The organism is Kaarinaea lacus, from assembly GCF_975902315.1.
In genome coordinates this window covers 1-16,041 of the sequence record NZ_CDLKIE010000346.1, presented here as the reverse complement: position 1 = coordinate 16,041, position 16,041 = coordinate 1, and the positions used below count along the sequence as shown (strand labels likewise).

11 protein-coding genes and 1 pseudogene are annotated in these 16,041 nt (G+C 45.8%); 3 read left to right on the top strand and 9 right to left on the bottom strand.

Translation table 11 applies throughout. The features are described from left to right. From ACWVCM_RS11165 to ACWVCM_RS11145, 5 genes are all read right to left on the bottom strand, one after another. A partial coding sequence (locus tag ACWVCM_RS11165) for a magnesium transporter (RefSeq protein WP_455201833.1) occupies nucleotides 1-886 on the bottom strand: 886 nt, incomplete at its 3' end. A 90-nt stretch (nucleotides 887-976) separates the two neighbouring features. Beyond that, a complete protein-coding gene (locus ACWVCM_RS11160) occupies nucleotides 977-3,850 on the bottom strand; it encodes an AMP-binding protein (RefSeq protein ID WP_455201832.1) in 2,874 nt (957 codons plus the stop codon). 71 nt (nucleotides 3,851-3,921) lie between these two features. Then, on the bottom strand, nucleotides 3,922-5,073 hold the full coding sequence (locus ACWVCM_RS11155) for a hypothetical protein (protein WP_455201831.1): 1,152 nt from the start codon (nucleotides 5,071-5,073) through the stop codon (nucleotides 3,922-3,924). Between the two features lie 318 nt (nucleotides 5,074-5,391). Then, nucleotides 5,392-5,766 carry a hypothetical protein gene (locus ACWVCM_RS11150; protein WP_455201830.1) on the bottom strand — a complete coding sequence of 125 codons (375 nt, stop codon included), beginning with the start codon at nucleotides 5,764-5,766 and terminating at the stop codon, nucleotides 5,392-5,394. Between the two features lie 125 nt (nucleotides 5,767-5,891). After that, the gene (locus ACWVCM_RS11145; protein ID WP_455201829.1) at nucleotides 5,892-8,192 is read right to left on the bottom strand and encodes an efflux RND transporter permease subunit; all 2,301 of its coding nucleotides are present in this window, start codon (nucleotides 8,190-8,192) and stop codon (nucleotides 5,892-5,894) included. Between the two features lie 197 nt (nucleotides 8,193-8,389). On the opposite strand from ACWVCM_RS11145, the gene ACWVCM_RS11140 reads away from it, so the two are divergent. Then, nucleotides 8,390-9,508: an alkaline phosphatase family protein gene (locus tag ACWVCM_RS11140; protein ID WP_455201828.1), complete on the top strand. Its 1,119-nt coding sequence runs from the start codon at nucleotides 8,390-8,392 to the stop codon at nucleotides 9,506-9,508. A gap of 9 nt (nucleotides 9,509-9,517) precedes the next feature. Here the strand turns inward: ACWVCM_RS11140 and ACWVCM_RS11135 are convergent, their stop codons facing one another. From ACWVCM_RS11135 to ahcY, 4 genes and pseudogenes are all read right to left on the bottom strand, one after another. Then, a complete protein-coding gene (locus ACWVCM_RS11135; RefSeq protein ID WP_455201827.1) occupies nucleotides 9,518-10,948 on the bottom strand; it encodes an RtcB family protein in 1,431 nt (476 codons plus the stop codon). Between the two features lie 39 nt (nucleotides 10,949-10,987). Beyond that, nucleotides 10,988-11,410 (bottom strand): archease, encoded by a 423-nt coding sequence (locus tag ACWVCM_RS11130; protein WP_455201826.1) that lies wholly within the window; start codon nucleotides 11,408-11,410, stop codon nucleotides 10,988-10,990. 18 nt (nucleotides 11,411-11,428) lie between these two features. Then, nucleotides 11,429-12,106: a protein-L-isoaspartate(D-aspartate) O-methyltransferase gene (locus ACWVCM_RS11125; protein ID WP_455201825.1), complete on the bottom strand. Its 678-nt coding sequence runs from the start codon at nucleotides 12,104-12,106 to the stop codon at nucleotides 11,429-11,431. Between the two features lie 5 nt (nucleotides 12,107-12,111). Further along, a pseudogene (gene ahcY / locus ACWVCM_RS11120) lies at nucleotides 12,112-13,380 on the bottom strand (adenosylhomocysteinase). Between the two features lie 174 nt (nucleotides 13,381-13,554). Here ahcY and ACWVCM_RS11115 point away from each other — a divergent pair. Both ACWVCM_RS11115 and ACWVCM_RS11110 read left to right on the top strand, forming a co-directional pair. After that, the gene (locus ACWVCM_RS11115; protein WP_455201824.1) at nucleotides 13,555-14,298 is read left to right on the top strand and encodes a protein-L-isoaspartate(D-aspartate) O-methyltransferase; all 744 of its coding nucleotides are present in this window, start codon (nucleotides 13,555-13,557) and stop codon (nucleotides 14,296-14,298) included. Nucleotides 14,299-14,340: 42 nt separating this feature from the next. After that, nucleotides 14,341-16,041, top strand: a 1,701-nt coding sequence (locus ACWVCM_RS11110) for a spermine/spermidine synthase domain-containing protein (protein WP_455201823.1), incomplete at its 3' end; no start/stop codon positions are given.

Here is a 16,041-nt window from a genome sequence, read left to right as displayed (position 1 = left end):
GGCCTGCCATATTTAACACATCTTCAGTGCTTTCGTCGCGAATGTAATCCATTACTACATCTACTGTTACACGACCAATGAGTTTACCACGCTCATTCACTACCGGCGCAGAAGCAAGATCGTATCGCTCAAAAGCCTTTGACGCTTCACTGGCATCATCATCGGGACGAAACTTGACGACATCGGTAGCCATTATCTTGGCGACACTTAATTCAGGATCATTGAGTAAGATATTCTGCAGGGTCAATACACCCTTTAATATTCCACGACGGTCTACTACAAATAACTTGTCATTATGAATAGGAAGCTCATCCAAACTACGCAGTTGGCGTGATGCCTCGTCCAGCGTATAGCTATCTCGCACCACCACCATTTCATTACTCATCAAAAATCCTACCGTGTCTTCTTCATATTGTCGGGCATCACGCAACCAGTCCTGATCTTCTGCAGTGAGTGACTGCAAACGTACCTGAAGCACGTCTTCCGGGATGTCATCCGCAATGTATGCCAGATCATCGCCATCCATTTGCCCCAATACTTCCAGTAACTCTTCACGAGACATACTTTCAATAAGACTTTCGCGAACAGAATCGGATATTTCCAGTAATACGTCTCCGCCTCGATGCTCTCGAATTTGCTGCCAGACAACAAGGCGGTCATCCAGCGGTAACACTTCAAGAATATGCGCAATATCACCGGTATGCATGCGTTCCACTTTGGTTTGAAGTTCAACCAGGTGCTGGCGATGCACAATCGACTCGACCAGTTCTTTCTTATGTGTCTCTCGTTCGTGTACTATGGTTTCGACCAGTTTTTGCTTGTCCAGCAAATCTCGAACCAGGGCTATATTTTCATTTAACTTGTCTTGGGATTTTGGCGCTTCCATAATAATAACCAGCGGTAAAGTTGAAAAATCAGGTAACTGGCCTGCCCAGGATTGCTTGCTACTTATTAATTCTGTTGAGCGGCTTCGAGCCTATGATATTACATTTGGCTTCGATTGATGAGTACCGGCGTCAGGTTCCGGTAATTTTTCCAGGATTTGTGCTCTCGCCTGGTCGCGTAACCATACAGCAACCGTCCAGTTGTCTTTTTTATTCTCGCATGCAGCCGGATCTATCGGTGTACCTATGCTCACTTTAATTGGGTGTCGGTGAGGTAACCAGTCATCTGCACGAAATACTCTTCGTGAACCATTAATGGTAACCGGCACCACGGGCACGCCCGCCTCTGCTGCCAATACAAACGCACCCATATGGAATGGCAATAACCCCTCTTCACGATGAAATGTACCTTCAGGAAAAAAGAATAATGATTGCCTGGTATTTAAATCTTCCAGCAACTGCTGCGAATCAGCGACACTTTTTTGAATATCAAAGCGTTCCACAAATCGACTATTGATTCGTTTCAGAAACAGGTGGGGGATAAATTGCGTTGCCAGTTCTGCTTTGGCAATAAAGCTGAAAAAACGCGGAACCATTGCTATTACTATTGGCCCATCCATATAGCTGCCATGATTAGCGACGTAGATACAGGTCTGTTGCCGTGGCAGCAAGTTCTTACCACCTTCGTTGGAGAGCCGCACGCCAGTTAAAAACGCAAGGGCTCGCGTTGACGATCGCATTACAAACCATCGACATTTCATACTTGGTATAATCGCCACTAATGTCCATGCCAGTGGCGCCAATACCCAGAACATGCTTAGGGCATAAACCCCGTAAATCACTGCCAATGAATTGCGCACGAATCGTTTTAACTGCGAAGAGGCACCTGCTAACGCCAGGTGAGTTAACTGCAACCAGACCGGTTGTTGTGACTTACCGATGCGCCCTTCTTCGTAAAGCGACTTACTGGCTGCGCGTCTAAGTTTGCCACTGGACGTTTTTAATACTGAACCCGGAGGGGCCAGCACAACATCATCGGGCGGCAGCCCCACAAGATCATTGACGATTGCGTTTACGTCTGCGCGTAACGCTCCCAGGACTTTTGTATCTTTTTCACGGGTTTCTGCCAACACAACCAGGGTTTCAGTTTTACTATCAGTATCCTTGCTACCAAAGACAGCCACCCGACCAGTTCGAATACCTTTTATATTACCTACGGCATCTTCAAGTTCATGGGGGTAGATATTACGTCCGCCGCGAATAATTATGTCTTTGGTACGACCGGTTAGATAGACATCACCATTGGCAAGATAGGCCAAATCACCCGTATCCAGCCAGTCATCACAAAACAACTCACGGGTTTTATCGGGTGCACGGAAATATCCACTGGTCGCTGATGGTCCGCGAAATTGCAAACGCCCTTCGTGACGATTAAATACTTCTTTATTGGAGTTGTCGACTATCCTGATTTGATGATTGATCAGCACCTTGCCACAGGCAACAAACTCAATAGCCGTGTGATCATCAGTTGCAGCGGGTATGGCTTGCCCGGTTTGCATAAAGACTTCGCGTTGGATCCGATCGATAACCGGCCCCCGGTTCAGGGGTGGAAATGCCAGCCCCACCGAATTTTCTGCCAGACCAAAAACCGACATATAGGCCTCACGCCGAAATCCATAATTCGCAAAACGATCACAAAATCGTCTCACCGTATCCGGACTAACGGGCTCGGCGCCATTAAACGCACAGCGCCAGGAGCTTAAATCCAGTTTCTCGATATCGTCACTGGCGATGCGTCTTACGCAAAATTCATAACCAAAGTTAGGCGACGCCGCTAAAGTTCCGCCATGACGATGGATCGCCCATAACCAGCGTTGCGGTTTGGTGAGAAACGCTATCGGTGACATGACAACCAGGCGCGCCCCATAGTACAAGCTACCCAACCAGGCGCCGATCAATCCCATATCATGGTACAGGGGAAGCCAGCTGACGAATACATCCCGACTATTGGCTTGTACAGCGTGGCCCATAGCACGAATGTTCGCCAGTAAATTCTGATGAGTTAACACAACACCTTTAGGATTTCCTGTACTGCCCGAGGTATACTGAATGAATGCAATGTCATCTGCCTTGTTATTATAGCTGCGGAGTTGATGTTGACCTGCCTGTAACTCATCGACGGTAACGATATGTTTGATACTGTCAACCTGTGACTTTAGTAACCGTGCAATAGTTTTTGCTTCCTTCACAGTTATCAAAACCGCCGCCTGGCAATTGTTAAGAATGCCGGTATGACGCCGAACATGATCTTCAAGTTGTGATGGACGTGCGGGAGGATAAAGGGGAACCGGGATACACCCGGCGAGTAAAATACCAAAGAAACTGTAGAAATACTCTTTTCCGGTGGGCAACATTATCGCGACTGGATGCTGAATGCCAACACCTGCAGACTGTAATCCCGCAGCGACGGATTGCGCCTGCGTCAATAACTCGCTATAGGAAACGATATCTCCGTCTTTTTCATCATCATAGAGCTGAAATTCGGCGCGATCCGGATAACGCTCTACATACCAGTTAATCACATCAACCAGCGTCTGCGCGGATTCAGGGGGGACAATTCCCTGCTCTGTCGTTGGCTGGATTTTTTCTTTTAACTTACCAACATCGGTCATTTTCACCCGGCCACTGGTAATGACTGGCAACAAGTCCTGCAACGTCACCGCTTCGGCAAATATATCTTCACCCAGGTCGACACTAAATCGCTTATTCAGGCGGGCAAATAATTCCACGCGCGCCAGGCTGTCAAAACCCAGATCTTTGCTGATATCACTATCAATAGTAATTTCGTTCAAGGCCCCCCGCTGGCTTCGACTTTCTTTAGCCAGCTGCCTGGCAATCGCCACCACAGTATCGGCAGCATCCACCGTGCTTTTCACTTCCGGGTTTTCTTCAAGCAGTGTTGGCATGTATTAATTACTATCCTGTTGTTTATATGATTTCCCTGGCGTGATAGCTATATGAGCAATGATAGCTTATGTTAAAACTGCGACTGAAAATAGATACCACCACCATCCGTCGGATCATCAATCAAATCATCCAGGTTAAAACTGATACTAAATCGTAGACTGCTCACTTTATCTGCCGAATGATACTCCCAGGAAGTACGCAGTTTTGCTTCGACGCCTTCGTTCAAATCATCGAGATTACTGGAAGTTACATAAACCTTGTTTCGTTCGGACCATCCGACATATAAGCCCAGATCCCAGGCTTGATGCGTCGTAAAATCGTGGTACAACGATGAATAGACCTGCGCTGTCCAAAATTGAAAATTATAATTATTGGCCTGATTTAGCTGGTCTCTAAACTGTTCTTCAAAATTATCATAGCGTAAACCAACAGTCAGTTCATAATCCTGATTTACACCATTCACCCAGTACAAATCCAGCAGAGCGTAATCTATATCCTGTGCTTCATCACTGGTTGGTTCCGTTAATGCGCGCGTATCATTCATAGCTCGCAGATCAATGCCCGCGAACCGATGCCTGTTGAAATGATAAATTATAGTTGCTCGATAATTATAGGACTCATATTCAAAATGACTGACTTGATCATCAAACACATAGTCAGAAGGCGTATTTCTTCGCAAATCCAGATGCAGATCCCAATGATTTGTTAAATTATACGAACTTTGCAACATGATCGTGCTACCTGATTCTGCATAATACGAATCATCTTCATCATTTTTCTCATTGAAGTAATGATCCGTCGATAGCCACGATAATCGTACATAGTTACTCGGCCGCCTTCCAAAGGTTAGCGCAAATCCTAAATCAGATTCCTTTTTGTCGACTGATGCAGTCCCCAGAAAAGAAAAACCAATATCCGTGGATGAAAAAGGATAGACGTCGGCAAACAACAATAGAGGCTGAAGTGGCTTCTCGGTATAGAAATCATCCTGCTCCAGGTCAAAACCGAAATAGAACTTTTCCGATAATTGATGATTGACTTTTAAATGAGTCGCCAGAAACAGGCGCTCTGCGTTGGTACTACCGCCCCCCATACGCCATCCACTTAAGGTATCAAACCAGACCAGGTTCAGTGACTTGCGAAAGGCATTGGAACTAATATCCAGGAAAGTCTCATCAAATAAATGAACATCAGTAATTTCTCTGTCGTTGTCAGAAGCCATGCTTGCGCTGTTAGTAAAAACCAACATCGCGAGCAGCAAAACAAATATCTGCAAAAAAAAGTAGAAACGGCCCATGTAATCTAACCGCCATTCATTTATTGTTGATTAAATGTTAGCCGCTATTGCTGGCTGAATGTTTGTTAAAGATCAATAAATTGTGTGATTAAAAGCAGAATCTTTAATCCTCCATTGATGGTTCTCAGAACAGCCGCCCTACTTGAATCGGTCAAAATAAAAACACATTTTGCTTTGCCATAAGCTTCTCTTAAGATAACTACCCTTCTCATAAGCATGCCTTAAGACAACCATAAAGTTCACTTAAACCCCGCTAATTAAAGTGTCCGCCAACAAAACAGATAAATCGTTAAATAATTTTGAGGGCATGGAAATGAATAAATCAATCGTAATTTTAGGTACAGGTATACTTCTTCTTACTACTACCGCAAACGCAGGCATGATGGGTCGCGGTATGAGTGGCGGCGGCAGCTCGATGAGCATGGGGATGGGAATGGGAGGATCAGGCGGGTCAATGAGTGGAAGCAGCTCAAGTAGTTCATCCAGCTCGAACAGTTCCAGCAGTTCGTCAAGCTCAAGTGATTCTAGTAGCTCATCAAGTTCAAACGATTTTGATGATTCTTCCAGTGATAATGATTCTAGCAGTTCGAGCAGCTCCAGTAGTTCTTCCAGCTCCAATAGCTCTTCCAGCTCAAGTAGTTCATCGAGATTCAGCAGTTTTTCACGATTTAACAGCTTTGGCAGTTTTGGTGGATCTAGTCGCAGTGGCAGCAGATTCGGCGGTATGTAACAAGTACTGCTGATTAGCTAGGCAATTTGTTAGTAAATTTTAGCAGCAAAGCAGGTAGCAACAGAAAGTCCATAATGAGCGCAATGGACACGGTGAGTGCTGATAGCAACCCCATATCAGCACTCATTTTATAATCAGAAAAAGTAAGCACTAAAAATCCTGCTACCAGCGCGATAGTAGTAACCGCCATTGCTGGCCCCACCAGGAAAAAAGTATGTCGAACGGCATCCACCGGATGCGGATACTGATCTTTCCGATAACGTAAATACTTAGTTATAAAATGTACCGTATCGTCCACTACGATACCCAGGGTCATACTGCTAACCACAGATAATCCCAGTCCAATCTCTCCCACAAACAATGCCCAGAGTCCAAACCCTAATACGGCAGGCGTTAAATTAGGCACCAGGCTGATGATACCCAAATCTACGCGTTTTAGTGAAACCAGCATAACCAGTGATATGGCGATGAGCGCAGCAAATGCAGCGATTAACATATTTATAATGTTACGCTCGGACAAGTAGGCCCAAACGATGGACAGTCCACTTCCTCTAATGTGCATGTGCTCTGGCATGTTTTCCCGCAACCATTGTTGTACCCGTTGATCCAGGTTACGAAAAACCCGTGTACCAAGGTTTTTAACTGTCACAACAACACGCGTGGAAGACTTGTCAACATTAATCTGGTTGTTGAGATCAAGCCCCAACGGCAATGACATTTCATATAATAACAAATACTGTGCAGCTAATTCCCGGCTTCCAGGTATTCGATAATACGTTTCGTCATCATCATGCATATTTTTATTCAAGCGCTTGAAGATATCAGCTACCGTATAAACATGGACGACTTCGGGCTGTTGGCGCAACCACTGGGCGAACTTTTCAAGAAGTGCTAAATATTCCGGTTCAGCAATAGCGCCCGGTTCGCTGGCCGGTAATGAATATTCAACATAGTCTGAACCACTTAGACGGTGTTCCAATATGTCCGTAGCTACGCGGACTGGAATATTTTCACTAAAATAACGAATCCAGTTATCGTTAAGTATGTTTTTTGACGCTAATACTGCTCCGATGACTACAAGAATACTTAAGGACCAAACCAGCGATGTCTGATGTTTAATAACAAAATCCGACAAGCTTTGAAAATAATTTTGACTGCTAATTACGGGCGCTCGTTTGGCTTTAACCGGTAATACTGCAATGAGCGCTGGAAGAAAAAATATCGAATAGAGAAAAGCCATCACAATTCCAATCGCTACAATATTACCGAGATCATTAAACGGCGGAGAATCAGAAAAGTTCATGGTTAAAAACCCGATGGCCGTGGTAAGACTGGTGAGAAAAACCGCTTGCAAATTGATCGTCAACGACTCCTTTAAGGCATCACGCTTAGTCTTACCGGCATGCATTAAGCGATACATTGTTACCAGGATATGAACACTGTCCGCCACAGCCAGTGTTAATATGATGGTCGGCGCATTTGCTGATGCAGGATTGACAGATATTCCTAACCAGCCAGCAATTCCCATGGCCGACAGCATTGACAGCAAAACAACAAACATCGTGGCAAGGGTGGCCACCCATGAGCGTACGGAAAAACCAACGACAAATGCCAGAATAAAAAACATGATTGGGGCCAGCAAAGTCATATCGTGTTGACCTACTTCTGAAAACGCCATATCGAACATGACGCTGCCGGTGAGATAAAAATCCAGTGCTGGATATTTTTTTCGAAACTCAGCAATTAGCTGGCGTGAATAGTTCGCAACTTGCTCGACCTCGCCCGGCGTCTTCTCAGTAAAAATAATATTAGTTACCACGCCTGTTGTTCTGGCATCGTGTGACAACAAGCGATTTACTAACAGAGATTCGCGCAACGCAAGTTGGCGTATATGATTGAGTTGAATTTCGTCTAAACTCGCAGGATTTTCAATCAAGTTAGCGACAACCAGTTCGTCATCGCAGGCAGTGGTATGCTGGAAATTGGTAATGGAGTCAACGCGACTGGAAAAGGGGATTTGCCAGGAAGCTTCTGTTAGAGACTGCACAGCTGAAAGGGTATCATTGTTAAATACATCACCCTGCCTGGGCGCAACAATGATAATGATTGATTCTCTTTTCGTATAAGTATTTTCCAGCGCCTCGAGTTCTAATAGACGGGGATCATCTTTTGCGAAAAAGACACGTAAATCACTATCGATGGAAAGAAACGCCAAACCACTAGCGGTCGCGCAGGCAAACAGCGCGCTAATAGCAATGAGCGCCCAGCGTTTATCAATAACCCATTGGACTAATCGGGATTCAATATTTTGCATGCAGTGATCAGTTCATCCTGAACAAATGCTAATTTGCTTTACTTAAGCTTATTCTCAAGCTGGTCTGGACTATTTTTTCAGCAAGCGTAAAATGAAATCAGTACCACAATAAAACACCCTGACCATAATTATAATCATTCCTGGACCTCTGTACTATGATACAGCCCGATTATCAAAACGGCAGCATCGTAAATCTTATGTCCTCCATTTTGCTGGGACTGGGACAGGCCTCAAATCTTCACCAACCACTTAAGGACCTGGACACCCAGCGATTAAACCAGGCACGAAACGTTGTACTACTGGTTATTGACGGACTGGGCTATCAATACCTGACAGACGTCGGCACAAAGAGTGCGTTACACAATCACCTGCACAGCAAACTGACGACGGTATTTCCTTCCACAACAGCCACTGCCATCACCACATTTATGACCGGCCTTGCGCCACAGCAACATGGCTTAACCGGCTGGTTTACCTATTTTCAGGAATTGGGCAGCATCTTAACTGTTTTGCCGTTCCGGCCTCGCTTTGGTGGGGCACCGTTGAGCGAATTGAATATTGATGTGCAGTCCCTCTATGGCCATACGCCGCTATTCGATTTGCTTGACAGGGATTGTTATATCGTAACACCTGATACTATTGCTTTTTCTGACTACAGCCTCGCCCACCGCGGCAAAGCACACATCAAGCCCTACGAAACCCTGTCGGAGTGTTTTGACTATACACGGGACATTATTAGCAGCGGCCAGGAAAACAAATATATCTACACCTACTGGCCTTTATTCGACGGCATGGCGCATGAGAAAGGTGTTGGCAGTACCGAAGTTAAAAAACACTTTCATGAAATTGACCAGGCTTTCTCACAATTTATCGATGCGATTAAAGGAAGTAACACGCTGGTCGTTGCAACTGCGGATCACGGTATCATTGATTCAGGGCCAGAATATTGTATCGAACTGGAAAACCATGCCGATCTCCACGATATGTTAACAATGCCATTATCCGGTGAACGACGTATGTCATACTGCTATGTTGAGGCTGATCGGCATGAAGATTTCAAGCACTACCTGAACAACACCTTTGGAGATCAATTACAGATACTGGATAGCAAGCAACTCATTGAACAAAATTACTTTGGCCTGGGCGAACCCCATCCCCAGCTGCATCATCGTGTCGGTGACTACACCCTGGCGATGAATGGCAATATGACCATCATGGACACCGTACCGGGAGAAAAACGTTTCTACCACATAGGAACACACGGGGGGTTAAGCGAACAGGAAATGTTTGTACCTTTAATTTTAGTTGAGGCTTAATACTTCTCGTTATCCTTTCACACACACCATTGGCAATAACCTGGCCACTTTCCTTGCCAGACCGGCGTGATCTGCCGCGTCGACCACCGCTGAAACATCTTTATAGGCCAATGGTGCTTCCTCCGCGACACCCCGCAATGAAGGACTTCGAACAATAATACCCCGACTTGCTAACTCGTCGATGATACTGGATCCTCGCCATTTTTTCGTTGCCTTACGCCGACTCATGGCACGGCCTGCACCGTGACATGCCGAGCTAAACGCGCGTTGTTCACTTTCGGTAGTTCCTGCCAGGATATAAGAGCAGGTTCCCATCGAGCCGCCGATCAACACCGGCTGGCCAGCATCACGGAGTGCCTGAGGAATTTCGGGATGACCAGGACCAAAGGCCCGAGTTGCACCTTTGCGGTGCACATACAACTTACGTTTTTCACCATCCACAACATGCGTTTCCAGTTTGCAGGTGTTATGGGAAACGTCATACAACAAATTCAGATAACTGCCAGGAAATACAACACTAAATGCCTCGCGAGTCAGGTGGGTAATAATTTCCCGATTGGCCAGGGCACAGTTAATGGCTGAACGCATGGCACCCAAATAAGACTCGCCTACGGCTGATTTGATGGGTGCGCAGGCAAGCTCCCTGTCCGGCAAGGTAATACCATGCTGGTGGGCACTGGTTGCCATCTGACGCAAGAACTCGGTACCAATTTGATGCCCCAAACCACGGGACCCACAATGAATACTGACCACCACATCACCCTGGTGCACGTTAAATATATTGGCCAGATGTTCATCATAGACCTCGTCAACATGTTGTACTTCCAGGTAATGGTTGCCTGAACCCAGGGTACCCATTTCATTACGCTGTCGGTGCATGGCTCTATCTGATACCTGGCCAGGATCAGCTCCCGCCATACAACCATGTTCCTCAATCCGTTCAAGATCCTCTTCGAGGCCATAACCCTGTTTTACAGCCCATTGCGCTCCACCTTTAAGCATATCGTTCATCTGTTTATGATTCAGGTGAATGCGCCCGGTACTCCCTACCCCTGCAGGTACTGTACGATATAACTCATCAGCCAGGGCCTCTTTCTCCAATGCAATCTGGTCTGCTCTTAATCCGGTATGCAAGGTACGAACACCGCAGGAAATATCAAAACCAACTCCACCCGCTGAAACAACGCCGCCATCCTCAGGATCAAATGCAGCAACACCACCTATGGGAAACCCGTAACCCCAGTGCGCATCCGGCATGGCATAGGAATAATTGACAATGCCTGGCAAGGTGGCAACATTTGTCACCTGTTCATAGACTTTTTCATCCATGGCTTCAATCAGGGGTTGATCGGCATAAATAATGGCGGGTACCCGCATTTTACCCGTAGCGGGTATTTCCCAGGTCGTTTCATCACGCCTCGTAAATAAATTCAGATCCATGCTGTATGTCCTGTTACTATATACATTGGAAAGCTTGCTTTATACATCAACGATACATTGTGCAACCCATTGGTTATTTTGATTTTGAAACACCTTGAGCTCAGTAAATGTCGCGCCTTTTATTTCTACGGCTGGCCGGTGTTTTTCCTGACTTGTTTCTTCCCCACAGATTTCAGCCTTTAAATGAAATTCACTCACCTCAACCTCAAAAGTAGAAAACAACATTTTTCGAGTCGCCATTTGGTACACTAACTCGTTCAACCAGTCTACCAACAATACTTCATAGTCAGGCGCCTTACACTCCACGATAAGACATGTTGTGGTGTCAATTTTTTCAAGACCAGTGATAACACTGGATAAAGCCAATGCCGCCTGTTTGAATGCTTCCGCCAGGGTGTCACCGTAACCCCTCACTCCGATATCGGCTTCATGCTCAAAGTGCTCCCATCGTGATGTAGTCATATCAATGCTTGCACTTCATCAATGAAAACTACCGGTTTTCACCAGTGGCACGAATGCAACTGCCAGAACGTCACGGGTGGTTATTTTTCCCTGTTGATCTTTGCGTATCAGCAACAGCTCCTGTGGACCATAGGTCGAACCAACAGGTATGACGAGATTTGCATCAGGTTTTAATTGATCCAGCAAGGCTTCGGGAATTTCAGCCGCTGCTGCGGTAACGATAATAGCATCGTAAGGTGCATGTTCCGGCCATCCTTCATGACCATCGCCAAGCCGACATTCGATGTTGTTATAACCGAGCTTATCAAACTTTACCTGAGCCAGTTCTTTTAACTCAGGAATTACTTCCATGGTGTAAACCTGTTTAACCAGTTGCGATAATATTGCAGCCTGGTAGCCAGACCCGGTACCAATCTCTAACACCACACTGTCTTTATGAACATTCATTAAATCCGTCATGAGCGCAACTATATACGGCTGTGAAATGGTTTGCCCATGACCGATAGACAGGGGTCCGTTGATATAAGCCAGCAACTGCTGGTTTGGTGGCACAAACTCATGTCTCGGTACTGCTTTCATCGCTGCCATAACACGTGAATCGAGACTGTTTTTGCCGATATATCGCCGTGTAAATGCCACTTCGGCTTCAATCTCGCGAATCATGGTATCAACACGGTCTTTGACACTTTCTGGCATAACAATCAGGTCCCTTCCTGCCAACTGGACAAATAGGCTCGTTGCTCTGTTGTTAATCGATCAATACTGATATTCATGGACTGTAATTTCAGATGTGCAACTTCCCTGTCTATCGGGTCCGGCACTGTGTGAACCGTGTGCTCCAGTAGCCGTCCATGCTCCGCAAGAAAAGCAACCACCAATGCCTGGTTGGCAAAACTCATATCCATCACCGCGGCAGGATGACCTTCCGCAGCAGATAAATTTACTAACCGCCCCTCAGCCAATAGCCTTATATTTCGACCATCCGCTAATTGATATTCATCCACGTAGTCGCGGCGTCGGTGTTTTTCTGTCGCCAGGGACTCCAAAGCGGGTATATTGATTTCAACATTAAAGTGTCCAGAGTTAGCCAGTACACAACCATCCTTCATTACATCCATGTGCTGTTTATCCACCACATGTTTGTCGCCCGTTGCCGTGACGATAAAATCAGAAATTTTAGCGGCCTCTTCAATTGGCATTACTCGAAATCCATCCATGGCCGCCTCCAGCGCACGTAAAGGATCGACCTCCGTGACAACCACCTGCGCACCATGCCCCTTAGCACGCATCGCGATACCACGACCACACCAGCCATAACCAACGACAGTAAAAACTTTACTGGCGATTAAGATGTTGGTTGCACGAATAATCCCGTCCAGTGTGCTTTGACCAGTGCCATAACGATTATCAAACTAGTGCTTGGTCATGGCGTCATTCACAGCGATCACCGGAAACTTCAAAGCGTTGTCATCGGCCATAGCACGCAAGCGAATTACGCCGGTGGTTGTTTCCTCGGTGCCACCGATCATATCAACGAGTAAATCGGTGCGCGACTTATGCATTTCACTCACCAGATCTGCACCATCGTCCAGGGTAATTTGTGGCTGATGGTCCAGCGCTGCCTTGATGTGCTGGTAATAAGTTTCAGTATTTTCGCCCTTAATGGCAAATACCGGAACGTTATAATGTTCCACAAGAGCTGCCGCCACATCATCCTGGGTACTTAGCGGATTACTGGCACACAATACCAGTTTAGCGCCTGCTGCCACTAATACTCGCGCGAGGTTTGCTGTTTCGGTCGTAATGTGCAAACAGCCGCTCACCTTAATGCCCGACAGGGGCTTTTGTTCGCTAAACCTTTGCATAAGCTCACTAATAACGGGCATTTCTTTTAATGCCCATTCAACACGATCGCGTCCTTTGTCAGCGAGACCAATATCCTTAATGTCGAATGCGATAGCAGTCACAATACTTGCCTTTTACCCTTTTACGCTTTTCCCCAACTACTACCATAAACTCGCCAGCCACCAGTTAGCATTGATGGGTATCAAGGAAGTTTTTAACTAATTTTGTTTAAACTAAAGAATATCAAGAAAAAATGAATTATTGCCCTGCTGACGTAAACTTGACCATCTGAGAGTCACATGAACGTGCCAATAGCAAAATATCTAATTAGCGGCTTAATGATATTATTTACGGCGTATCCGACAATGCTTTGCGCGGAGGACAAATACACCAAAGCACGTCATTCACTGGTGAAAGAAATCATTGCAGACGTACAGGCAACCAGTCTTTATCTCGATAAAGAAGCCCTTGATCCGCGAGTAATGGACGCCATGGCAAAAGTACCACGCCATGAATTTGTGCCTTTTATGCAAAAATCATACGCCTATCAAAATCGACCCTTACCTATTGGCCACGGCCAAACCATTTCGCAACCATATATCGTTGCAATTATGACAGACCTTATTAAACCTGAACCCGATCACAGGATATTGGAAATTGGCACCGGATCCGGTTATCAGGCTGCCATTCTTTCTGAAGTGGTCAAAGAGGTTTATACCATCGAGATCGTCAGTCCACTGGGCAAACAGGCAGCAGAACGACTGAAAAAGTTGCGTTACCGAAATATTCACACTCGAATTGGCGACGGTTACTATGGCTGGGAAGAAGCTGCACCGTTCGACGGCATTGTTGTCACCGCTGCCGCAAGTCATGTACCTCCCCCACTTATCAAGCAACTCAAACCGGGCGGACTTATGATAATACCGGTAGGCAGCCCATTCCTGGTGCAGCACCTGGTAATAGTAGAAAAACATGCTGACGGTAAGGTGACGTCAAAACAAATATTACCGGTTCGTTTTGTACCTTTGACGGGCGAACACTAGATAAGTTAATTATCAATTTCATAGAGCTATCGGGGTGTAGTAATGACAACTCAATACAGCGACTATATACCCCGCTTCTCCATCGCTCTCATCTCAGCCACTGCACTTGCCTATGAAGTTCTCCTTGCCAGATTGTTCGCAATCATACAATGGCATCATTTCGCTTTCATGATTATCAGCCTGGCATTATTGGGTTATGGTGTCAGCGGCAGCTTTTTGAGTTTGTTTGCAAAACGCCTGTTAAAGCACTATGCCGTCAGTTTCATGACTAACATTATCCTGTTTGGCCTGTCGCTGTTAATCAGTTTTCTGATTGCACAACAAATCCCATTCAACGCGGAAGAAATTTTCTGGGACAGACATCAATTAGCCTGGTTATTCGCCATTTACCTGTTACTGATGCTGCCATTCTTTTTTGTTGCCAACGCGATCGGACTGACCATGATGGCAATGGGAGAACGAATTCCACGGATCTACGCGGCAGATATGATTGGCGCCGGTATTGGCAGCGCACTGGTAATAGTTTTGTTGTTCTATCTCATGCCTAACCATTTATTGCAGGTCCTTGCTATGATAGCGATCGCAGCATCTGTCGTTGCATGGCTGGAACTGAGATTACCATGGACCAAACGCACTATAGCCCTGGTGGCAGCGATGTTCATTCCTCTTTTACTGCCGAATGACTGGCTGGAACTGTCACTATCCCCCTATAAAGGATTACAACAACTGTTACGTATTGACGGCACCAGTATCATAAATACCCAGTCGAGCCCATTAGCCCTGGTACACGTGGTAGCAAGCAGCAAAGTGCCAATACGGCATGCACCCGGTTTAAGCCTGAACGCAACGACTGAGCCTCCGCCACAGCTCGCCGTATTCAGCGACGGTGATAACATGACGGTAATTAATAAGGCGATAACACAGCCAGAACAACTGGCCCACCTTGATCAGCAAACATCTGCTGCTGCGTATCATCTGATTAATGCTAACACCAGCCTCATCCTTGGTTCTGGCACTGGTAATGATGTACTCCAGGCCTTGCAGTATAAAATACAGGATATCGATGCTGTAGAATTGAATCCACAAATTGTTGGCCTGCTAACCAATGAATTCGCTGATTATTCCGGTCATATTTATCAGCGGCCTGAAGTGCATGTGCATATCGCAGAAGCGAGAGGATTTGTTGCCAGTAGTCATAAAAAATATGATGTCATTCAAATCGCTTTACTGGATACCTTTGGCGCCTCGTCAGCTGGGTTGTATGCCTTGAGTGAAAGTTATCTTTACAGCGTAGAAGCATTTGAAGACTATTTACAGCGCCTCAATACCAATGGCTTTATCGCTATTACACGTTGGGTCAAACTGCCGCCGCGCGATAACCTGAAAATGTTTGCCACTGCTTTAGAAGTACTTAAACAACGAGCAACTCCAAATCCCGAAAATCATTTATTCTTAATTCGCAGCTGGCAAACCGCAACCTTGTTGATTAAACAGTCTGAGATAAACGCCGCTGATATTGCAGTGATCAGGAAATTTTGCGAACAGCGGGGATTTGACCTGGCCTACTATCCTGGTATCGATAGCACGGAGGTTAATCGCTTTAACATACTTCGGGAGCCGGTATTTTATGAAGCCGCTATGGCACTAACCAGTGACAATAGAGCCGCATTTTATGAACAATACAAATTTAATATTAGTCCTGCCACTGATGACCGTCCCTATTTTTTCAATTTTTTTAAATGG